Consider the following 21,619-nt stretch of genomic DNA (forward strand, 5'->3'; position numbering starts at 1 on the left):
AGTGAATTTCAACCGGTCTGAATACCTTTGCACGACATCAATCCAATCGCCGCCGCACATGACAACGCTGATCTTAAATGCCCAGGTCGTAAATGAAAACCAGGTTCAGTATTTAGACGTGATAATTGAAAATGGTCACATTAAAAAAATCGAACGGGATTTACAGCATGTGCAAGCGGACAGGGTGATTGATGCAAAAGGGCTTTTGCTGATGCCGGGGGTGATCGACGACCAGGTGCATTTCAGAGAGCCGGGGCTTACGCACAAAGCGAACATCTACACGGAATCGAAAGCGGCAGTAGCCGGAGGGGTTACCTCATTCATGGAAATGCCGAATACGGTTCCCAACACGCTCACGCAGCAATTGCTGGAAGATAAGTACCAGATCGGGGCCAATACATCCCTTGCCAACTACTCCTTCTTTATGGGGGCGTCGAACGACAACTATGATGAGGTAGTGCGTACCGATCCTACACAGGTTTGTGGTATTAAGATATTCATGGGGTCTTCCACTGGTAATATGCTGGTAGACGCGCCCGAGGTGCTCGAAAAGCTCTTTGCCAATGCGCCCTGCATTATCGCAACGCATTGTGAGGATGAGCCGACTGTAAAGGCCCGCATGGCTTATTTCAAGGAGAAGTACGGCGATGATGTGCCTTACGACATTCATGCATTGATCCGGAATGAAGAGGCTTGCCTCAAATCATCCACTTTTGCAAGTTCACTCGCGCACAAGCACGGAACGCGCCTGCATATCCTGCATATTTCCACTGGTGACGAGGTTCATTTGTTCGAACCGGGAATCCGTAGCAATGGCAAAATCCTGCTCGCGAACGGGCAGCCGAAACTCGTAACAGCCGAAGCATGCGTGCATCATTTGTGGTTCGATGCGGAAGATTACCGGAGGCTGGGTAACGAAATCAAATGCAACCCGGCGATTAAGGCGCCACATCACAAAGAAGCGATCCTGCAAGCCGTGCTCGACAACCGCATTGATGTGATCGCAACCGACCACGCTCCGCATACCATCGAGGAAAAAGCACAGCATTACTGGCAGGCACCATCAGGTTTGCCATTGGTGCAGCATACGCTGAATGTGATGCTTGAACTGAGCAAGGCCGGCAAGATCCCGATTGATCGTGTAGCCGAAAAAATGAGCCATGCCGTAGCCGATCTTTTCGATATCAAAGATCGTGGCTATATCCGCGAAGGTTACTGGGCAGATCTGATCCTGGTGGACCCGAATGCGACCACGGAGGTTAACCCTTCCAATATTTACTCCAAATGCGGCTGGTCGCCGTTTAACGGCACGGAATTCCGGTCACGGATTACCCACACATTTGTTTCGGGGCACCTGGTTTATGAAAACGGGAAATTTGATGAAACGGTGAAAGGTAAGCGGTTAACTTTTAGCCGCTAGGTAATCGTAGTAATTTTTGATTACGTTCAGGTCTGCTTCGGTCCAGTCGAGGGTAGGGAGGTCGTCGGGATCCAGCCAGAGGACTTGTTCGTGCTCGGTGAGGACAAAATCGGTCGTATCCACTTTGCAAACGAATGGTACCAGCACGATCTCGCGCCAGCCCTGGTCCTTGGACGTTTCGGGGAGTTTATCGACGATTTCAACAGTTACATTAAGTTCCTCCATGATCTCACGGAGCAATGCCTGTTCGTCGGTTTCGCCTTTTTCAAGCTTTCCGCCAGGGAATTCCCATTGGAGGGGGAAGGACAAGGCTGCGCTTCGCTGCCCGGCAAGTACTTTTCCATTACGTTCTATCACAGCACAGGGCACTCTCACTACCAACTTTTCGGAAACCAGTACTTCGATCATAGGAGGCGGTTACGCTAATTTACCGCAAAATTACAATTTTCAGGTTTATGTTGTATGTGAATGTGAAAACTTCTTAAAAAGTTAACGCTCAGAACAATTCACCAGAGCGATGGCGTGGTAAAATGCCCAGGTGCTTGAATGCTTTTTCTGTCACTTCGCGACCGCGCGAGGTGCGTTTGATATAACCTTCCTGAATCAGGAACGGCTCGTAGACTTCCTCGATCGTGTCGGCCTCTTCGCCGCAGGCAGTGGCAATGGTGGATAAGCCTACCGGTCCTCCCTTGAACTTTTGGATAATTGTGCTCAGAATGCGGTTATCCATTTCGTCCAGCCCGTTCTGATCCACATCCAATGCCTGCAAGGCCATTTCGGCAATGGCTACGGTAATGCGACCATTACCCTTTACTTGCGCGAAATCGCGGGTTCTGCGCAGCAGGTTATTGGCAATACGCGGAGTACCGCGGCTACGCCGGGCAATTTCATAAGCCGCATCCTCCTCCAAAGGCGTTCCCAGGATCGAGGCCGAACGTTTCAGAATGGATGATAGCAATTGTGCATCGTAATATTCCAGCCTCGCATTGATCCCGAATCTCGCGCGTAGCGGGGATGTGAGCATGCCCGCGCGCGTAGTGGCGCCTATGAGCGTGAATGGGTTCAGGCCGATTTGAATGCTGCGGGCATTCGGGCCGCTATCGAGCATGATATCGATTTTATAATCCTCCATCGCCGAATACAGATATTCCTCCACAATGGGGTTCAGACGGTGGATTTCGTCGATGAAAAGGACGTCGTGTTCCTGCAAATTGGTCAGCAGGCCGGCCAGATCGCTGGGTTTATCGAGTACCGGGCCCGAAGTGATCTTAATCCCCGACCCCAGCTCATTTGCGATGATATTCGATAGGGTCGTTTTCCCTAACCCCGGAGGGCCGTGCAGCAACACGTGATCGAGCGCATCGCCGCGCTGGCGGGCGGCCTGCACGAATATCCTCAGGTTTTCAAGAATCTTGTCCTGCCCGGTAAAATCCTCGAAAGACAACGGCCGCAACGCGCGTTCGATGTCTTTATCGGTATTTGAAAGGTTTTCTTTATCTCCGGACAGATAATCCTGGCGCATAGTCGGTTGAACAGATAGTGAAAACCAGCCGTCCGTTTTGAGCGGCGGCTGGTTTGATATTATTTAATCAAAAATAACTGATTTAATCTGCAAAAGGAAAGGCTAACGGATCACCATTACCGATCCGCGCTTCATAATCGGGTTGCGTTCCGGATAGTAAAGTGCCTCGTAGGAAATGACGTAGGGGTAGCTTCCGGGCTGCACTTTCAGGCCTTTGTAAGTCCCGTCCCAGCGCGCCTCTATGTCGGTAGTCGCGAAAATAACCTCACCCCAGCGGTTGTAAATGCGCATCGAGAAATTGGTATAATATGCCCCGAACACCTGCAATATCTCATTGTGACCTTCGCCGTCCGGTGTGAAAGCGTCGGGGATGAAGAATCGTGGCTCGCATTTGTCGACAACTTCTGTGGTTTGTTCCACGGAACATCCCTCTTTGTTGGTTGCCCGCACGGTGTATTTTCCTTCCTGATTGACGGTAATGGTTTTCGTTGTGTCGCCGGAATGCGGCCAGAGATACTCGTAGGGGCCTTGTCCGTTGGCATCAAGTATGACGGACTGGCCATCCGGAATACAGATGTAATTCTCGGGAGCTAATCCCAGAATTGGGGATGGGCGCTCGCCAATCTGCACTGTGTCTGAATTGTAGCAATCGTTTCTGTCCTTCACTGTAACAATGTATGACCCTGGTTGTGTAACAGTGATTTCGCGGGTTGTTTCTCCTGTGCTCCAATTAAATTCTATCCATCTGGTGCTCTCTACGCCCAGCACCAGTGAACTGTCGCGGCAGAGCGTAGTATCCGGGCCGATGGAAACGGCTGGCGGCTTGCGTAGTGTAATTTCGATCGTGTCGGCTGCGTAGCAATCGCCTTGCGGGCCGTTGAATGCGATAGCGATATATCGGCCGGTTGATGTGGCGTTATAGGTACGGCTACGGCCAACAACCCGGCCGCGGTAGACCCATCTGTAAACTTCCGCGTCTACCTTCATATCCAACGGCACATAGGCACCACAAGTGTCTTTGTCCTTGCCAAGATCGATGTTTGAAGGCGTTTCGTAGATGGTAACCTCCTGCACGATCGTGGTGTCGGTACATTTGTTTGTAGCGCGCATGGCTACCATGTAGGTACCCGGTTTGGTGTATGTATATGTGGCCGTTTGCGTTTTGGAAGGAGTTGAGAACTGGCCGTTCCCTAGGAAATCCCAGGAATAAGTATCCTCGATCGGGTCACACATTGGACTGGCCTGGAACTGCGTGGGTTCATTGGTACAGAACCCGTTGGCTTCAAATCCCGGCCCTTGTGATTCTTGTGTAAAATCCTGCACCATATTGGGCAATCCTAACTGGCTTTTTTTACCTCCCAGATTCGCTCCGTCGCGCTCATAGTCGACGCCCGTCAATGAATTCCCCTCCGGCTCGCCGATCGTCGCCAGGTATTCGCTCCCCTGAATAGCCATGTAAATGCGCCCGTCCGGCCCGAACTGCAATGCCCCAAACTTCTGCGTGGCAGAGCTGTCGATGGTGATAGCCGTTTCCGTGACAAGGCTGTCAGGCAACGTAAGATCGTATTGTTTCAAATAGGATTTCGTGCCATTGTCGCCCTGGAAAGAAACGTACATTTTTTCCCCCGTCGGCGAGAATTCAATACCATATGCAATGGGTGGTGCAGGACCGAGGTCCATGGTTTTCTTGTAGGTCAATGTGCCTGTCGAATCATTGAAGCTGAACAGCTCCACATAATTCCGTGCAGGTCCCGGAATCACCACGGCCAGCTGGCGTTCACCGGTAGTGCTGTCGGGTGATGAAAACTTCATATAACCCTCAGCTTTGTTGGTACTGTCGTGTGCCATGCCCAACTCGGGAGCCGCCACTTCTACGAGGCCACCTGTGGTAGCGTGGAAAATGCGGAATTTGTTGGTGCCATAATCGTGCGAAACGACCCAGTAGGTACTGTCGCGGTCGTTGCGGACGGCGGCAATGCGCTCGGTAGTAGGGGTTTGAAGGGTTGTATTCTGTTCGATAATCTGGCCCAGACCGTTGTTGCGGCGCATATCCACCACGCTCACGGTAAGCAGCTTTTCACCATTAATATCCGAAGTCGTGAATACATTATAGAGGTACTCGCAGCCCCTGCAAGTAGGCTGGGGCACAATGAGCACCGATTGCGTCGAATTGGGGCTTCCCTTCATGGGTGCGCACGCGCCGAACGTACACGTCATTTCATCCCCATTCTTATTCCATACTTTAATACCGTCCGAATAGAAGAGTAGTTGTCCTTTCGAATTGGCAATGGACGACGTTCCTTCGGGTGTATTCAGCTTGCCGTCGGTTAGCGGGGAAGGAGGCGTGTTAGAAAAATCGAGACCGGCATTGCCCCCGAAGTACCACTTGGAGCCTTCTTGTGCCTGAGGCTCCATACAAATTTTGACGTTGATCCGATTCTGGATTTTGCAGCCATTCACAATCACTTCTACGGAATAACACCCTGAACTGTCGACTCTTAAAGTCTGTGTCGTGTCGCCTTTGGGATACCAGATATATTTCGCACCCTCCGGCGCACCGTTGGGATAGGGATCGAGCGTGATCGTATCACCCTTACAAATGGTTGTATCTATTCTCCATTGCTGGAATTCAGGAGGAAGCTCGCCGATTTTGACTGTTTGGGGTACTGTTTCCTGGGTACCGTTTTGCAAAGTGCGAACAAGCGTAACGGTGTACGTACCAGGAGCCATATAGGAATGCTGAGGATTGCGGCGGGTGTCTGTGGCACTACCGTCGCCGAAGCTCCATCGCCACGCTTTCGCAACAGTGACGGTATCGCGAAACGAAGTCGAATCCGCTTCGCAATCGGGGTTCTGCATACACTGTCCTTTTACGACAAAGGGCGACTGCGCCATGGCACTTGCGCCAAGGAGCAGCATGAGCAGGCAGAGAACATAAAAAAATCGGTGGTATCTATTATAAAATCGCCCCATGTTTCGTTACTTGTTCAAACACCCCTACCGTCTCAAAGAATATTCAAGTTACCCGACATTACTAACGAAAATAAAATGTTAAAATTTTGTGCGGTAATGTCGTAAAAACCACTCTAATTTGAATATTAATACGCAATTTGAGGATAATTTGTGAAATTAATCAGGTAATTTTTTTGAGTCCAAAAAGGGGCCGTTTTTTGGAAACGGCAAGCCAACACATCTATGATCAAGCGTCTACTTCCTCTTTTCATACTGACACTGCTTTGCCTGAAAGGTTGGAGCCAGGATCCGCAATTTTCGCAGTTCTACGCAAACCCGTTGTACTTAAACCCCGCGCTGGCCGGAGGGGCGCTGGCGCCGCGTGCAACCATCAATTACCGTAACCAATGGCCATCTCTGTCGGCCAACTTCGTAACTACTTCGATAGGCGCCGATGTGTTCCTGCCTAATTACAATAGTGGCCTGGGCGTACTGGTAACGATGGATAGCCAGGGGCTGGGAAACCTCAAATCAACCGAGGCTGCACTGCAATATTCCTACCAGATTCAGTTCAATGAGCTGACTTCGCTGCGTCTGGGTATCCAGGGCGGCTTTGCGTCGCGCACGCTGGATTACTTCGGATTGACGTTTGGTGATCAATATAATAATGGTGGCTTAACCGGCCAGCCGTCGGAGGATCCATTTGCAAAAGGAGGGCCTAATGTATTCTACGCCGATTTTGGTGCAGGAGCAATGCTCTATTCCGACTGGTATTGGGCCGGGGTTTCGGCACATCACCTGAACCGTCCTAACCAGGCATTTTCGGAACTTACCGAGGCACGCCTTCCTGTGAAAGCCAGCTTGCAAGCGGGTTTGCGCATTCCATTTGCCGGTTACACATTTCTTGGAGACGAAATCGATAAGGAGAAGACAATTTCTCCCGCGATCATGTATAAAAAGCAGGGCAAATACGACCAGTTCGACGCCGGCATGTATGTGACTATCGAGCCGCTGGTAATCGGCGCATGGTATCGGGGAATTCCATTCAAGAAATACGAACAGAATATCAATAACCACGAATCACTGATATTCCTGGCAGGCTACCGGCAGGATAAATTCTCAATCGGTTACAGCTACGATCTTACCATTTCTACATTAGGTGCTGGTAGCGGAGGTGCGCATGAGATTTCACTTTCGTATGTTTTCGCCCCGCTCGAATCAAAACCGAAGCGCCCGAAAACCCGGAAACGGCAGCTTTCCTGTCCCAAATTCTAATGCGCTTCGAAAAAAATTAGTGGGGATTGAGATAGGGTAAACTTCGGACACAAAAGTCTTTTTTGGTGGTTATTCACTATTTAAATGACATTTTGAAGAGTATGTCCAACTACCGAAACCTTAATTTCCTTTTTACCCTTTTGCTGCTCGGCATTGCATTGAGCACCGTAGCCGCGGCTCCCAAGCGCGAATTTTACGAGATCAAAATTTATCATCTTAAAAATGCCGATCAGGAAGCCCGCGTAGAGGCTTTCCTGAAAGACGCATATGTGCCCGCAGCGCACCGCGCCGGGATCAAAAATGTGGGTGTTTTCAAGCCCGTCGCGACGGACACCATGGCCGGAAAGCTGATTTACGTGCTTACGCCGATCAAGTCACTCGATCAGCTGCTGACTTTGCCTAAAACTTTGGACAAGGACGCTGCTTATGTGTCTGCTGGAAAAGACTATATCGAAGCGAACTATAAAAATCCGCCTTACGCGCGTTTCGAGTCGATTGTGCTGCAAGCATTCACGGACGCACCCGTACACATGAAGCCCAACCTCACCGGCCCGAAAAGTGAAAGAGTGTATGAACTGCGTAGCTACGAAGGGCATACAGAGAAAATTTACCAGAATAAAGTGAAGATGTTCAATGCGGGCGGGGAAGTTCCATTGTTCAAGCGCTTGGGCTTTAATGCGGTATTCTATGGCGAAGTGATCGCTGGAAGCCACATGCCGAACCTGATGTACATGACCACTTTCGAGAACAAAGCATCGCGTGATGCGCACTGGAAATCGTTCACCGAAGATGCGGAATGGAATAAGCTGAAAGTAAATCCGGAGTATCAGAACAACGTTTCAAAAAACACCAGCTTCTTCTTGTATCCCACCGAATATTCGGATATATAGCATCCGAAACGGTTCCAATCATTTTAAAATGATGAACTACGGCAGGTACCGTTTCGGGCAGGCTGGTTCATCATTTTTTTGTTTAAAAACCCAACATTATGAAAGCCGCTATTTTAAAGAACCTTCATGAGCCATTGGCGATTGAGGAAGTGCAAAAGCCCAATCCCGGTCCGGGGGAGGCGGTTATTGAGGTAAAAGCCGCGTCGCTCAACCACCGCGATGTTTGGATACAAAAAGGACTTTATCCGCGCATTACAACCCCTATCATCCCTGGTTCCGACGGTGCGGGCATTGTGACCGAAGTAGGTGACGGTGTGGCCAAAAACTGGATCGGAAAAGAGGTGATCATCAACCCATCCCAAAACTGGGGCGAAAACCCTGATTTTTACGGCGATGACCACAAAATACTCGGTCTTCCCGATAATGGAACATTTGCGGAATACGTAAAAACCGAGGTGAAATACCTGGCCGAAAAGCCTGCGCATTTGTCATTTGAAGAAGCGGCCGCATTGCCCATGGGCGGGCTTACCGCCTGGCGCTCGCTGATGACGCGCTGCCGGTTCAAGGAAGGAGATCGTGTGCTCGTAACGGGTGCGGGCGGAGGCGTGGCGCTTTTTGCGATCCAGATCGCCATTGCCGCCGGTGCGGAAGTGTGGGTAACGTCCGGCTCCGATCAGAAAATACAGAAAGCGATCGAAATGGGCGCAAAAGGCGGGATTAACTATAAAAACCCGACCTGGTTCCGGGACTTGCTCGTGAAAGCACGCGGACCCAAGACGGGTTATTTCAATGTCATTATCGATAGCGCCGGTGGCCCGGGTTTCGCGAAACTGATCGATATCGCTGCTCCTGGTGCCCGCATTTGCTTCTACGGAGGCGGCACCGGCAATATCACCGACATCGTCCCGGCGAAAGTGTTTTTCAAACAACTTAATATTTACGGCAGCACCATGGGTACCGAGCAGGAGTTTGCCGATATGGTGCAGTTTGTAGCCGAAAAACAGATTGTGCCGATCATCGACAAGGTGTTGCCGCTCGAAGAAGCCGAGCAGGGGCTTCGTTACATGGATTCCGGGCAGCAGTTCGGCAAGATCGTGCTTTCGGTATAACCCTATTTTCTCACTGCTTCGATGGCCGCGCGGACGCTTCCGTGCTCTTCGAGCAGTGATTGGGCCTCGTCAGGCGAGATATTCAGTTCATCAATGATCATCCGCAACGCCCTGTTGACCAGTTTTTCATTGGTGAGCTGCATATCCACCATTTTATTCCCTTTCACTTTGCCGAGGCGGATCATGACTGAGGTTGAGATCATGTTCAGCGCCAGTTTTTGAGCGGTACCGGATTTCATTCGGGTGCTACCGGTCAAGAACTCGGGGCCTACTACGATTTCCACCGGGTATTCGCAGGCTTTGGCCACTGCGGAGCCGTCGTTGCAAACCACGCAGCCTGTCAGCAAACCTGCATTGCGTGCTTCATTCAAACCGCCGATTACGTATGGCGTGCGGCCGGAGGCTGCTATTCCTATTAATGTATCATTGGCATTAGGTGTATAAACCGCCAGGTCTTTCCATGCCTGGTTCCAGTCGTCTTCTGCATTCTCCACGGCTTTGCGAATGGCCGTATCGCCGCCGGCAATAATTCCCACTACCAGATCAAACGGCACACCGAATGTCGGCGGGCATTCCGATGCATCCACAACGCCCAGCCGTCCGCTGGTCCCGGCGCCGATATAGAATAGCCGGCCGCCTTTCTGCATTCTCGGAACGATCTGCTCCACCAATGCTTCGATCTGCGGAATGGATTTCTGAACGGCGTGCGGCACGGTCTGATCCTCGCGGTTGATGGAGGTCAGAATGTCGTGGACGCTCATTTTTTCGAGATCATTGTAGTTCGAAGACGCTTCGGTAGTCATCATTGTGGTTCGTGGTTTTTGGAATCCAAAATTAAATGTTTTCCGATAACGATCCTGCACCGGGAGGAAATTTGGTATTTATCATAGATTAATAACAAAAAAAGCTTTGAATGTTTGGAAAATAAAAAGAATGGCTTCTAATTTGTAACACCAAGTCAAAAACAGCGAAATTTCGCTAGACTCAAAGGTTCCGCTAAAAATGAAACTGACTCTTATCGTCCCGGTCCTACTTATCGTCACGCAATAGCGTGAGTGGGATGATAGCACATAACTGGCACCTCACTCACCTAACCGAGTGGGGTGTTTTTATTTTAAATACAATCATTCACCAATGGCGACAGAATTAAACAGATTTTCGAAGACCCTTACCCAGGAAGTAACCAATCCGGCCGCGCAGGCAATGCTTTATGGAATTGGTTTGAAAGAAGAAGACTTTGTTAAACCCCAGATCGGGATTGCCAGCACAGGATACGAAGGTAACCCTTGCAACATGCACTTGAACGGCTTGTCGGTGTACGTGAAACAGGGCGTGAATGCGAACGACATGGTGGGCCTGATTTTCAACACGATCGGCGTTTCGGATGGTATGACCAACGGAAATGACGGTATGCGCTACTCGCTCCCAAGCCGCGACATTATCGCGGATTCGATCGAAACCGTAGTGGCTGCACAATGGTACGACGGCGTGATCGCGGTGGTGGGTTGTGATAAAAACATGCCGGGTGCTATTATGGCCATGGCGCGCTTGGACCGTCCAGCTATTATGGTGTACGGTGGAACAATCCGCTCGGGACATTATAAAGGACAGAAACTCGACATCGTTTCGGCATTCGAAGCGTTGGGTAAGAAGTTCGCCAACAATATTTCTGACGAAGATTATAAAGGAGTAATTCAAAATTCGATCCCTGGCCAGGGCGCTTGCGGTGGTATGTACACTGCCAACACGATGGCGTCGTCGATCGAGGCAATGGGATTGAGCTTGCCGTTCAGCAGCTCGTACCCGGCTACGCACGAAGGCAAGCAGGAGGAATGCAAGAAAATCGGTGCGGCGATGAAGAAGTTGCTTGAACTGAACATTACTCCAAAAGATATTATTACCAAAAAGTCGCTGGAAAACGCATTGACGGTGGTAATGGCGCTGGGTGGTTCTACCAACGCGGCATTGCATTACCTGGCAATCGCCCGCGCAGCCGGCATTCCATTGACATTGGACGATATTCAAGCGATTTCAGACCGTACACCGTTTATCGCGGATTTGAAACCTAGCGGTAAATACTTCATGGAGGATATCCTGGAAATCGGTGGTGTGCCTGCCGTTACCAAGTATTTGTATTCAGTAGGATTGATCCACGGCGATTGTATTACGGTAACAGGCAAGACAGTTGCTGAAAACCTCGCCGAGGCTCCTGACTTGAATTTCGAAACACAAAAAATGGTGTTCCCGATTGAAACACCGATCAAGCAGACAGGCCACATCCAGGTACTTTACGGTAACCTGGCTCCGGAAGGTGCGGTTGCGAAAATTACCGGTAAGGAAGGTCTGACATTCGACGGCGAAGCGAAAGTGTGCGAGCACGAATCGGAGATCATCGAAATGCTTGCCAAAGGAGAGATCAAAGCAGGCCACGTGGTAGTAATCCGCAATGCAGGTCCGAAAGGCGGTCCGGGTATGTCGGAAATGCTGAAACCTACTTCTGCGGTAATGGGCGCAGGATTGGGCGACAAGATCGCATTGATCACCGACGGTCGTTTCTCAGGCGGTACACACGGTTTCGTTGTAGGCCACATTACCCCGGAAGCATTCGACGGCGGCCCGATCGCCCTCGTTAAAGACGGCGACCGTATTTCTATCGATGCCAACACCCGCGTGCTGACTCTGCACATTACGGACGAAGAAATGGCAACCCGCAAAGCAGCCTGGGTACAACCCGCGCCGAAATTTACAAAAGGTATGCTGGGAAGATATATCAGAACTGTGAAGTCGGCCAGCGAAGGTTGCGTGACTGACGAAGCGTAAGCATTAGTGAAGATTAAGGAGAGGATTCATCCGACTAAATAAAATAGAGGTCATGGGATTTAATGAAAATCAAACTGCAACAATTCAGGGCTCGGAACCGGTGGTTTCGGTGGCCAAGCCGGAGCTGATCAATGGCTCGCATGCGGTGATCCAGTCGCTGATTGCGGAAGGGGTGAAAACCATTTTCGGCTATCCGGGCGGCGCGATTATGCCGGTGTACGATGCGATCTATGACTATCAGGATCAGATCAACCACATTCTTGTGCGCCACGAGCAGGGCGCTGCGCACGCGGCGGAAGGCTTTGCGCGCATTACGGGTGAGGTGGGGGTTTGCCTGGTTACTTCGGGACCGGGTGCCACCAATCTGGTAACCGGTATCGCCGACGCGATCATCGACTCTACGCCGATGGTCTGCATTATCGGTCAGGTGGCTTCGCATTTGCTGGGTACGGACGCATTCCAGGAGACCGACGTGATGGGTATCACCATTCCTATTACGAAATGGAACTACCAGGTCACCAATGCGGATGAGATCCCTGAAATCATTGCCAAAGCATTTTATATAGCAAAATCAGGCCGTCCGGGTCCGGTTTTGATCGATATTACCAAGGATGCGCAGCAGAAGCTGATGACGAAGCCTTTCGTACATAAAAAGACGGAGACTTTGCTGAGCTACCATCCGCGCCTTGCTCCTAAGGAAGAGCAGCTGGCAGCAGCAGCGAAGCTGATCAACCAGGCGAAGCGTCCTTTCCTTTTCGTAGGCCACGGCGTGCAAATCGCCGGCGCGGAACAGGAATTAATCCGTTTCATTGAAAAAACAGATATTCCTGCCGCTTCGACATTGCTGGGGCTTTCCTCAATGTCGGTTGACCACCCTAATTATATGGGCTGGCTGGGCATGCACGGTAACTACGGTACCAACGTGCTCACCAACCAATGCGACCTCATTATCGCCGTCGGAATGCGTTTCGACGACCGGGTAACCGGCGATTTGAGCCGCTATGCGAAACAGGCGAAAGTAGTGCATATTGAAATCGACCCGGCTGAGATCGACAAGATAGTGAAAGCGGATGCGCCGGTAGTGGGTGATGCTAAAATCGCGCTCGAACAGCTGCTTCCATTGGTGAATGCGAACAATCATGCAGCCTGGATCGCGGAATTCAAGAAGTACGACGCGATCGAAGACGAGAAAATCACCCAGCCGGAATTAGCTCCAACTACTGAGAAGATCAAAATGGCAGAAGTGATCCGTACGCTTTCGGATAAAACCAAAGGCGAAGCGGTGATCGTGGCGGACGTTGGCCAGCACCAGATGATGGCAGCGCGTTACTATCAGTTCAAAAAGCCTAGCTCGTACATCACTTCGGGTGGTTTGGGAACGATGGGTTATGCATTGCCTGCTTCATTCGGAGCGAAAGTAGGTGCGCCGGACCGCGAAGTGGTTGCGATTATCGGTGATGGTTGCTTCCAGATGACCATTCAAGAGCTTGGTACCATCGCGCAAAGCGGCCTGCCGGTGAAAATCATCATTCTGAACAACAACTTTCTCGGAATGGTACGTCAGTGGCAACAGCTTTTCCACCAGAAACGCTACTCGTTCGTGGAGCTGCAAAACCCTGATTTTATCACGATTGCCAAAGGGTTCGGTATCGACGGCCACACTTGTGCGAAACGTGAGGATTTGCACGCGTCGCTCGATACAATGCTGGCTTCCGATAAGCCTTACCTGCTGGAAGTATTGGTAGAGAAAGAAGAAAACGTGTTCCCGATGGTGCCAACGGGTGCCTGCGTAGCCGATATCCGTTTGGAATAATATAAAAGAGGAGGAAATTATGACATCATACACCATTTGTGTTTTTACTGAGAATTCAATCGGTATTCTCAACAAGATCACGACGATATTCACCCGGCGACGGATTAATATCGAGAGCTTAACGGTTTCGGAAACCGAGCGTAAGGGTATTTCCCGCTTTACGATCGTCATCCGTAGCGAGTCGCGGGACGCGGTGGAGAAGCTCGTCCGCCAGATCCGCAAGATCATCGAAGTACTCGCGGTTTTCGGTTATCTCAATGAAGACATCGCGTACAATGAGATCGCATTGTTCAAGGTTTCTACGCCGATCGGAGCCAAACCACTCGATATCGAGACCATTAACAAGACTTACAAAGCCTGGGTCGTGTACTGGCACCTCACTTATGTGATCATCCAGAAAACGGGAACAGAGGAGGAGATCTTTGAATTTTTCGACTATATCAAACCCCACGAGATCCTCGAATTCGTTCGTTCGGGCCGTGTGGCGGTAAGTAAATCGCCTCAGACACTGGTAGATTATCTTCCGGAAGCTGAGTGGGAGTATTACCAATAGTCGGACAACTTTTAGTAGTATTGCTTTTTAATTCGTAGTAAATCAATAATCCAATCAATAATCAATGGCAAAATTAAATTTCGGCGGGGTCGAAGAAGAAGTAGTAACCCGTGAAGAATTTCCACTCGAAAAAGCACGTGAAGTACTTTCTAACGAAACCATCGCTGTAATTGGTTACGGCGTACAAGGCCCAGGCCAAAGCTTGAACATGCGCGATAACGGATTCAATGTAATCGTTGGTCAGCGTAAAGGTGGTAAGTCTTGGGACAAAGCCGTTGCTGACGGATGGGTACCAGGCGAAACCCTTTTCGATATCGAAGAGGCGCTTGCTAAAGGAACTATCATTTGCTACTTGCTTTCTGACGCTGCTCAGATCGAACTTTGGCCAACTGTTAAAAAACACCTTACTGCTGGAAAATCACTGTATTTCTCACACGGTTTCGGTGTAACTTATAAAGATCAGACTGGCATCGTTCCTCCTGCTGACGTGGATGTGTACCTGGTTGCTCCAAAAGGATCGGGAACATCACTTCGCCGCTTGTTCGTGGAAGGAAAAGGCTTGAACTCTTCTTTCGCGGTATTCCAGGATGCTACTGGTAAAGCGCGTGAAAAATGTATCGCAATGGGTATCGGTGTAGGTTCAGGTTACCTGTTCGAAACTGATTTCTACCGCGAAGTAACTTCCGACCTTACCGGTGAGCGTGGTACTTTGATGGGTGCTATTCAGGGTATTTTCGCTGCACAATACGAAGTGTTGCGTTCGAATGGCCACACGCCGTCAGAAGCATTCAACGAAACTGTTGAAGAGCTAACCCAATCGTTGATGCCATTGGTTGCTGAAAACGGTATGGACTGGATGTACGCTAACTGCTCTACTACTGCTCAGCGTGGTGCTTTGGATTGGTGGAAACCTTTCCGTGACGCTACCAAGCCTGTTTTCGAGCAATTGTACAACTCTGTAAAAAGCGGCGAACAGGCTACTATCTCGATCACCCGCAACTCACAGCCTGACTACCGCGTGAAGCTGGAAGCTGAATTGGCTGAATTGCGCGAATCAGAAATGTGGCAAGCTGGTACTACTGTACGCGGTCTGCGCCCAGAGAGAAACTAATTGTTTCAAAAAATAAAGGCGAAGCCAGGGCCGCAAGGCCAAATTTAGGCGAAGCCTAATCCCATTGCCCTTGACTTAAGTCAAGGGCAAAAGATAGAAATGGAGCTTTGCTTTTGGCAAAGCTCTTTTGTTTCAGAATCATTTATGAGCACTTCACATTCCGTTCCGACTCTCGATAACATATTCCTCGCCGCCGAACGCCTGCGCGGGGTGATTAACCACACACCGATATTTTTTAATGCACATCTTTCGGAGCAGTACGGGGCTAATATCTACCTCAAACGAGAAGATTTGCAGACCGTTCGCTCCTATAAGATCCGCGGAGCCTACAACAAAATGGCGAGCCTCACGCCCGAAGCCCTCGCGGGTGGGGTCGTGTGTGCGAGCGCAGGCAACCACGCGCAAGGCGTAGCGTACGCATGCCGCAAAATGCAGGTGAAGGGCGCTATTTTCATGCCTACCACTACCCCGGCGCAAAAAGTAAAACAAGTGCGGCTCTTCGGACAGGAATGGATTGAAATACATTTGGTAGGCGATACTTACGATGACGCTTACCATGCTTCCATGGCCTACCGCGACAGTACCAATGCTGTTTTCGTGCATCCATTCGATGATTTGCAGGTGATTGAAGGCCAGGGGACTGTCGGTCTGGAAATTTTCAAAGACGCCGATTTCAAGATCGATTACCTGCTGATGGCTATTGGTGGTGGTGGCCTGGCATCCGGCATTTCCACTGTTTTCAAGCAACTTTCTCCTAAGACCCAGCTCATAGGCGTGGAACCGGAAGGCTCACCGACCATGCACAAATCCATTCAGGAAGGGCATGTAGTGACGCTGGATAATATTGACAAGTTTGTGGATGGCGCGGCTGTGAAGCGTGCCGGCGACATTACATTTGATATTTGCAGCAAGAGTTTGAATCAAATCCTGCTTGTGCCGGAAGGGAAGGTATGCTCCTCGATCTTGCAACTTTATAATGAAGAAGCGATTGTCGCCGAACCAGCTGGCGCATTGACGGTAGCTGCTTTGGATCTAATTAAAGAAGATATCAAAGGCAAAAACGTCGTCGTGCTCATCAGCGGAGGCAACAACGACATTACCCGCACCGAGGAAATCAAGGAACGCTCGTTGCTTTATGAAGGTTTGAAGCATTATTTCATCATTCGCTTTCCGCAACGTTCCGGTGCATTCCGCGAGTTTTTGAATGTACTCGGGCCGAATGATGATATTGCGCGTTTCGAATACGTGAAGAAAACCAACCGCGAGCAGGGGCCGGCATTGGTGGGTATTGAATTAAAAAGCCGTGAAGATTTTGCGCCGCTGATCGAGCGAATGGATGCGAACCGGGTGGTTTATGAGTATTTGAACGATCAGCCGGATTTGTTTCAGTTTATGGTGTAGAATGCGTTATGCGGCAATGAGGTGAGATTTTTTTAACTTGTTGTCAAAACATATGCTTGTCAAATGGTTACAGCTAAAAAGGAAATACTTCAACTTATCGAAAGCAAGGCTTCATCAATGAAAGCATTGGGAGCGGAAAGGCTCGGCCTTTTTGGCTCTTTCGCGCGTGGAGAACAGAAAGAGACTAGCGATGTTGACCTGTTGGTGGAATTTCGGCCAGGTATGAAGACGTTCAGCAATCTCTTCGATATGGCGGAACTGTTGGAAAAACTTCTCCAAAAAAGAGTTGATCTGCTCACTTGGGAAGGAATGGCAGGTTTTGTTCAAAATGAAGTAAAAAAGGATATTGAGTATGTCTCCTTTGTTGATTGATTTTCTCAAACATATTCAAAAAGAGCTTCAATTCCTGACTGAGCGCTCTTCCGGGCTGACATTCGAACAGTTTACCGGCGACGATCTTGTGTCCAGAGCATTTATCCGCAGTTTGGAAATTGTTGGGGAGGCTTGTAAGAAGGTCCCCGATGAAATCAGGTATAAATATCCGGAAGTCGATTGGCGCAGGTTAGCAGGCTTGCGCGATGTATTGATTCATCAATATTTCCAAGTAGACTATTCAATTGTTTGGGATGTAATACAGAACAATGTTCCTTCTGCCAAAGATTGGATTGATTATGTGATCGACCAGGAGCAACAATCTAATTAACCCGTGCTCCGCGTACCATCCGACATCAGCTCCCAGGAATTCGAGTCCCTGAAAATTCAGGACATGACCTTCGTGGCCTATCGGAATGAGGTGTACCCTTCCAAATACGATGTGTTTTTCGAGGAGCATGCGGTGATTGTGGTGCTGGAAGGCGAGAAGAAATTTACTAGTCCTACGCAGGAGGTGCATGTCGAAAAAGGGGATATCCTGTTCATTCAGAGGGGATTTTACTTAATGTCGGAATCCATTCATGAGGCTTATAAGAGTTTGGTGTTCTTTTTTGACGAAAAGCTCCTGAAAGAATTCGTAGGCCTGCACCCGGAGCTTTTTGATGCTCAAAAAGACACCGAAGCCGTCGAATACCCGATTTTGCTTTTGAAGTCGGATGATAACTTTGAAAAGTTCATCCAATCGGTATTTCCCTATTTCCGCTCGCGAACGGAATTGAAGAACCACTTTCTGAGGTTGAAATTTCAGGAATTGCTGCTGCATTTGATGGAGCTGGATAACTCAAACCAGCTACGGGGTATTTTGTACAGTCTCTATAAAGGCGAAAAGGTCGATCTTTCGTTTTTGATGAACAGCTACTACTTGAAGCCGTTGACATTAAATGAGCTGGCACGGCTCTCCGGCCGAAGCCTTTCGGCATTCAAGCGGGACTTTCAGGAGGAATTCAATACTTCACCTGCATTGTGGCTGAAAAACAAGCGGCTGGATTATGCGGATTTTCTATTGAGGAATAGTACGAAGAATGTTTCGGAGATTAGCACGGAAATCGGCTATGAGAGTGTTTCGCATTTCATCAAGACTTATAAAGAGAAGTACGGGACTACGCCGAAGCGGCAGGGGTGAATTGTTAATTTCAAATCCATAGGTTATGAAGTTACCGGATAGAGTATTGAAGGGAATTAATAGAGGTAGGGAGGAAATTGCCGAAGGGCGTTTCATGACATTGAGCCAATTCGAGCACAGAATGCGAAACCGTGCGCTAACAAAAATTTTAGACTGTCTGCATGAGCATAAACTCAGCCTGTTTGCCAAGTATCCAATAAGATCACTTGCACTCTTCGGTTCCTATGCACGGAACGAGGCTCGCCAAGGAAGCGATTTGGATATTTTAGTCGAATTTTCTCAGCCTGTTGGTTTCGAATTTATTGACTTGGCGGGAGAGCTTGAAGAACTATTGCAGCAGAAAGTAGGACTGGTAAGTAAGAATGGGGTCAAACCGAATATTTGGCCATTTATCGAGAAGGATCTGATTTACATTTAAATGTGACAGGCGCTACGAATAAAGATTTCCGCTCAAACCATCATCCCAAACCAAAATCACTATTTTTTGAACCGTTACCGTTATACATATTCTTTTAATTATACGGTAATTTGTAATGTCGGTTCTCCTTCTGAGAAAGGCGTTGATTATCAGCTCTTTCTTTGAAGCCTGAACGACGAGGCGAAATTCTAATTTTAATCAAAATGAGTAATCAAGCGAGTACCCTTTTCGACAAAGTGTGGGATGCCCACGTTGTCCGTAAAATCGAGGACGGTCCGGATGTGTTCTTCATCGACCGCCATTTCATCCACGAAGTAACAAGCCCTGTTGCTTTCCTGGGACTCGAAACCAGAGGCATTGGCGTGATGTACCCCGAGCGTACTTTCGCGACGGCGGATCACAACACCCCGACTATTAACCAACACCTTCCGGTACAAGATCCGCTTTCGGCGAACCAGTTGAAAGCCCTCGAAGCGAACGCTGCCAAATACGGCATTTCACACTGGGGACTGGGCCATGCCCGCAACGGTATTGTGCACGTGGTTGGACCGGAAAACGGTATTACGCTTCCGGGTATGACCATCGTTTGCGGAGACTCGCACACTTCTACCCACGGTGCATTCGGCGCGATCGCGTTCGGTATCGGTACTTCGGAGGTGGAAATGGTGCTTTCTTCGCAGTGCATTATGCAGCCTAAGCCTAAGAAAATGCGTGTGAACGTGAATGGCAAGCTGGGCAAAGGTGTGACGCCGAAAGACGTGACGCTTTATATTATCTCAAAACTGACTACTGCCGGTGCAACGGGTTACTTTGTTGAATATGCAGGTGATGTTTTTGAAAATATGTCAATGGAAGGCCGTATGACCGTCTGTAACATGAGCATCGAAATGGGTGCCCGTGGCGGTATGATCGCTCCCGACGAGACTACTTTTGCCTACATCAATGGTCGCGAGCAAGCTCCGAAAGGCGAGAAGTGGGATAAGGCATTGGCTTACTGGAAAACTTTGAAAACAGACGAAGGCGCTGTTTTCGACAAAGAATATAACTTCGACGCGGCCGACATCGAGCCGATGATCACTTACGGTACCAACCCGGGAATGGGCCAGGGTATCACCCGCGCGATCCCTACTTCGGATCAGGTGGAAGGTGGCAAGGCTACTTACGACAAGTCGCTGAATTACATGGGCTTCCATGAGAACGAAAATATGCTGGGCAAGAAAATCGATTACGTTTTCATCGGTAGCTGTACCAATGGCCGTATCGAGGACTTCCGCGCATTCGCGTCGATCGTGAAAGGCCGCAAAAAGGCGGATAATGTGACGGCATGGATCGTTCCGGGATCGCACATTGTAGAAGCTCAGATTAAGGAAGAAGGTATCCTGGATATCCTCACCGAAGCAGGTTTCGAACTCCGTCAGCCAGGCTGCTCGGCTTGTTTGGCAATGAACGACGACAAGATCCCTGCCGGCAAATATGCGGTAAGTACCTCAAACCGTAACTTCGAAGGTCGCCAGGGCCCAGGCGCGCGTACATTGCTCGCGAGCCCGCTCGTAGCAGCTGCGGCAGCGGTAACGGGCGTGGTTACGGACCCGAGGACACTGCTTTGATGTACTTCGGCTGTCGGCTATCGGCAGTCGAGCTTTAATGTTGCACACTATCATGAGGGATTTTAGGAAGTACGGGGTTTGGGAACAGAGCCATAAGCTTGTTCTTGAACTTTACAGATTGACAAAGAGCTTTCTTGTTGATGAGAAGTTCGGGCTTGTATCTCAGATACGTCGGGCGGTCGTTTCCGTTCCAACGAATATCTGCGAGGGATGCGGAAAGACCAGTGAAAGGGAATTTGCCAGATTTCTGGGAATTTCATTCGGGTCTTGTCAAGAAGTGGAGTATCTGAGCTTACTCTCAAAAGATCTGGGATTTCTTGATATTCATTCGTACGATTTAGTTCAGTCTGAAATCACTTCGATTAAAAAGCAACTGTATCATTTGATTAAAAAACTAAACGCTGAAAGTTAAGGACAAGGCAAGGCTCAAAAAGCCGAAAGCCAAAGGCCGAAAGCCGACAGCCAATAAACAATGGCTTACGATAAATTCACCATACTGAAAAGCTCGGCAGTGCCTTTGCCGATCGAAAACGTCGACACCGACCAGATCATCCCTGCGCGCTTCCTGAAAGCGACCAAGCGTGAAGGATTTGGCGACAACCTCTTCCGCGACTGGCGCTTCAATGGCGACGATACGCCAAAGCAGGACTTCGTATTGAACAACCCTATTTACTCGGGCAAAATCCTCGTAGGAGGCCACAACTTCGGTAGCGGTTCCAGCCGCGAGCACGCTGCGTGGGCGATCTACGATTACGGTTTCCGCTGCGTGGTTTCCAGCTTCTTTGCAGATATTTTCAAAGGTAACTCATTGAATATCGGTATCTTGCCGGTGCAGGTGAGCCCTGAGTTTTTGAACAGGATCTTCGAAGCGATCGAGGCTGATCCTAACGCAGAACTGGAGGTGAACCTGCCTGAGCAGAAAATCACGATCCTCGCGACTGGCGAAAGCGAATCTTTCGACATCAATGGTTATAAAAAACATAACCTGATGAACGGCTTCGACGATATCGATTATCTGCAAGCTATGAAGGGAGAGATCAAGGAATTTGAAGCAGAGAGAATATTTTAAGGGTAGTCGGACTTCGGCAATCGGCTTTCGGCAATCGGCTATCATACTTTGTTAATAGCCAACAGCCGACAGCCGACAGCTGACAGCCGACGGCCGACAGCCGC

At 49.5% G+C, this 21,619-nt stretch carries 20 protein-coding genes; 16 read left to right on the top strand and 4 right to left on the bottom strand.

What is annotated here, in order from left to right; translation table 11 throughout:
• Positions 1–58 precede the first annotated feature (58 nt).
• On the top strand, positions 59–1,420 hold the full coding sequence (locus J2Y43_RS23750; protein ID WP_309988679.1) for a dihydroorotase: 1,362 nt from the start codon (positions 59–61) through the stop codon (positions 1,418–1,420).
• Here the strand turns inward: J2Y43_RS23750 and J2Y43_RS23755 are convergent.
• From J2Y43_RS23755 to J2Y43_RS23765, 3 genes are all read right to left on the bottom strand, one after another.
• Positions 1,403–1,828 (bottom strand): (deoxy)nucleoside triphosphate pyrophosphohydrolase, encoded by a 426-nt coding sequence (locus tag J2Y43_RS23755; protein ID WP_309988676.1) that lies wholly within the window; start codon positions 1,826–1,828, stop codon positions 1,403–1,405. The genes J2Y43_RS23750 and J2Y43_RS23755 overlap by 18 nt on opposite strands.
• Before the next feature lie 88 nt (positions 1,829–1,916).
• Positions 1,917–2,942, bottom strand: coding sequence for a Holliday junction branch migration DNA helicase RuvB (gene ruvB / locus J2Y43_RS23760; RefSeq protein ID WP_309988672.1), 1,026 nt, complete (start codon positions 2,940–2,942; stop codon positions 1,917–1,919).
• Positions 2,943–3,044: 102 nt separating this feature from the next.
• Entirely contained in the window at positions 3,045–5,801 is a 2,757-nt protein-coding gene (locus tag J2Y43_RS23765; RefSeq protein WP_309988669.1) for a PKD domain-containing protein, read from the bottom strand.
• A 336-nt stretch (positions 5,802–6,137) separates the two neighbouring features.
• Here J2Y43_RS23765 and J2Y43_RS23770 point away from each other — a divergent pair, with 336 nt between their 5' ends.
• The 3 genes from J2Y43_RS23770 (at position 6,138) to J2Y43_RS23780 (ending at position 9,168) form a co-directional block, all read left to right on the top strand.
• Positions 6,138–7,169, top strand: a complete 1,032-nt coding sequence (locus J2Y43_RS23770; protein WP_223405934.1) for a type IX secretion system membrane protein PorP/SprF — start codon at positions 6,138–6,140, stop codon at positions 7,167–7,169.
• Between the two features lie 101 nt (positions 7,170–7,270).
• Positions 7,271–8,059: an NIPSNAP family protein gene (locus J2Y43_RS23775; RefSeq protein WP_309988666.1), complete on the top strand. Its 789-nt coding sequence runs from the start codon at positions 7,271–7,273 to the stop codon at positions 8,057–8,059.
• A gap of 98 nt (positions 8,060–8,157) precedes the next feature.
• Positions 8,158–9,168 (top strand): zinc-binding dehydrogenase, encoded by a 1,011-nt coding sequence (locus tag J2Y43_RS23780; protein WP_309988663.1) that lies wholly within the window; start codon positions 8,158–8,160, stop codon positions 9,166–9,168.
• 2 nt (positions 9,169–9,170) lie between these two features.
• Here J2Y43_RS23780 and murQ read toward each other — a convergent pair whose 3' ends face one another.
• A complete protein-coding gene (gene murQ / locus J2Y43_RS23785; protein WP_309988660.1) occupies positions 9,171–9,974 on the bottom strand; it encodes an N-acetylmuramic acid 6-phosphate etherase in 804 nt (267 codons plus the stop codon).
• Positions 9,975–10,302: 328 nt separating this feature from the next.
• Here murQ and ilvD point away from each other — a divergent pair, with 328 nt between their 5' ends.
• The 12 genes from ilvD (at position 10,303) to leuD (ending at position 21,515) form a co-directional block, all read left to right on the top strand.
• The gene (ilvD, locus tag J2Y43_RS23790; protein ID WP_309988659.1) at positions 10,303–11,988 is read left to right on the top strand and encodes a dihydroxy-acid dehydratase; all 1,686 of its coding nucleotides are present in this window, start codon (positions 10,303–10,305) and stop codon (positions 11,986–11,988) included.
• A gap of 52 nt (positions 11,989–12,040) precedes the next feature.
• Positions 12,041–13,801, top strand: a complete 1,761-nt coding sequence (gene ilvB / locus J2Y43_RS23795; RefSeq protein WP_309988657.1) for a biosynthetic-type acetolactate synthase large subunit — start codon at positions 12,041–12,043, stop codon at positions 13,799–13,801.
• 19 nt (positions 13,802–13,820) lie between these two features.
• A complete protein-coding gene (gene ilvN / locus J2Y43_RS23800; protein WP_223405919.1) occupies positions 13,821–14,354 on the top strand; it encodes an acetolactate synthase small subunit in 534 nt (177 codons plus the stop codon).
• Between the two features lie 64 nt (positions 14,355–14,418).
• Complete coding sequence (gene ilvC / locus J2Y43_RS23805) at positions 14,419–15,465, top strand: ketol-acid reductoisomerase (protein WP_309988653.1); 1,047 nt, start codon at positions 14,419–14,421, stop codon at positions 15,463–15,465.
• A gap of 144 nt (positions 15,466–15,609) precedes the next feature.
• Positions 15,610–16,866 (top strand): threonine ammonia-lyase IlvA, encoded by a 1,257-nt coding sequence (ilvA, locus tag J2Y43_RS23810; RefSeq protein WP_223405915.1) that lies wholly within the window; start codon positions 15,610–15,612, stop codon positions 16,864–16,866.
• A 63-nt stretch (positions 16,867–16,929) separates the two neighbouring features.
• Entirely contained in the window at positions 16,930–17,238 is a 309-nt protein-coding gene (locus tag J2Y43_RS23815; RefSeq protein WP_309988651.1) for a nucleotidyltransferase family protein, read from the top strand.
• Positions 17,219–17,569, top strand: a complete 351-nt coding sequence (locus J2Y43_RS23820) for a DUF86 domain-containing protein (RefSeq protein ID WP_309988649.1) — start codon at positions 17,219–17,221, stop codon at positions 17,567–17,569. Before J2Y43_RS23815 ends, J2Y43_RS23820 begins: the two co-directional genes overlap by 20 nt.
• A 3-nt stretch (positions 17,570–17,572) precedes the next feature.
• Positions 17,573–18,421, top strand: a complete 849-nt coding sequence (locus J2Y43_RS23825) for an AraC family transcriptional regulator (protein ID WP_309988646.1) — start codon at positions 17,573–17,575, stop codon at positions 18,419–18,421.
• Positions 18,422–18,446: 25 nt separating this feature from the next.
• Positions 18,447–18,839 carry a nucleotidyltransferase family protein gene (locus J2Y43_RS23830; RefSeq protein ID WP_309988645.1) on the top strand — a complete coding sequence of 131 codons (393 nt, stop codon included), beginning with the start codon at positions 18,447–18,449 and terminating at the stop codon, positions 18,837–18,839.
• Positions 18,840–19,042: 203 nt separating this feature from the next.
• Positions 19,043–20,446 (top strand): 3-isopropylmalate dehydratase large subunit, encoded by a 1,404-nt coding sequence (leuC, locus tag J2Y43_RS23835; protein ID WP_309988642.1) that lies wholly within the window; start codon positions 19,043–19,045, stop codon positions 20,444–20,446.
• A gap of 52 nt (positions 20,447–20,498) precedes the next feature.
• Entirely contained in the window at positions 20,499–20,858 is a 360-nt protein-coding gene (locus tag J2Y43_RS23840) for a four helix bundle protein (RefSeq protein ID WP_310226662.1), read from the top strand.
• 60 nt (positions 20,859–20,918) lie between these two features.
• Positions 20,919–21,515, top strand: coding sequence for a 3-isopropylmalate dehydratase small subunit (leuD, locus tag J2Y43_RS23845; protein WP_309988636.1), 597 nt, complete (start codon positions 20,919–20,921; stop codon positions 21,513–21,515).
• Positions 21,516–21,619 lie beyond the last annotated feature (104 nt).

The organism is Dyadobacter sp. BE31 (genome assembly GCF_031457695.1).
Lineage (GTDB): Bacteria > Bacteroidota > Bacteroidia > Cytophagales > Spirosomataceae > Dyadobacter.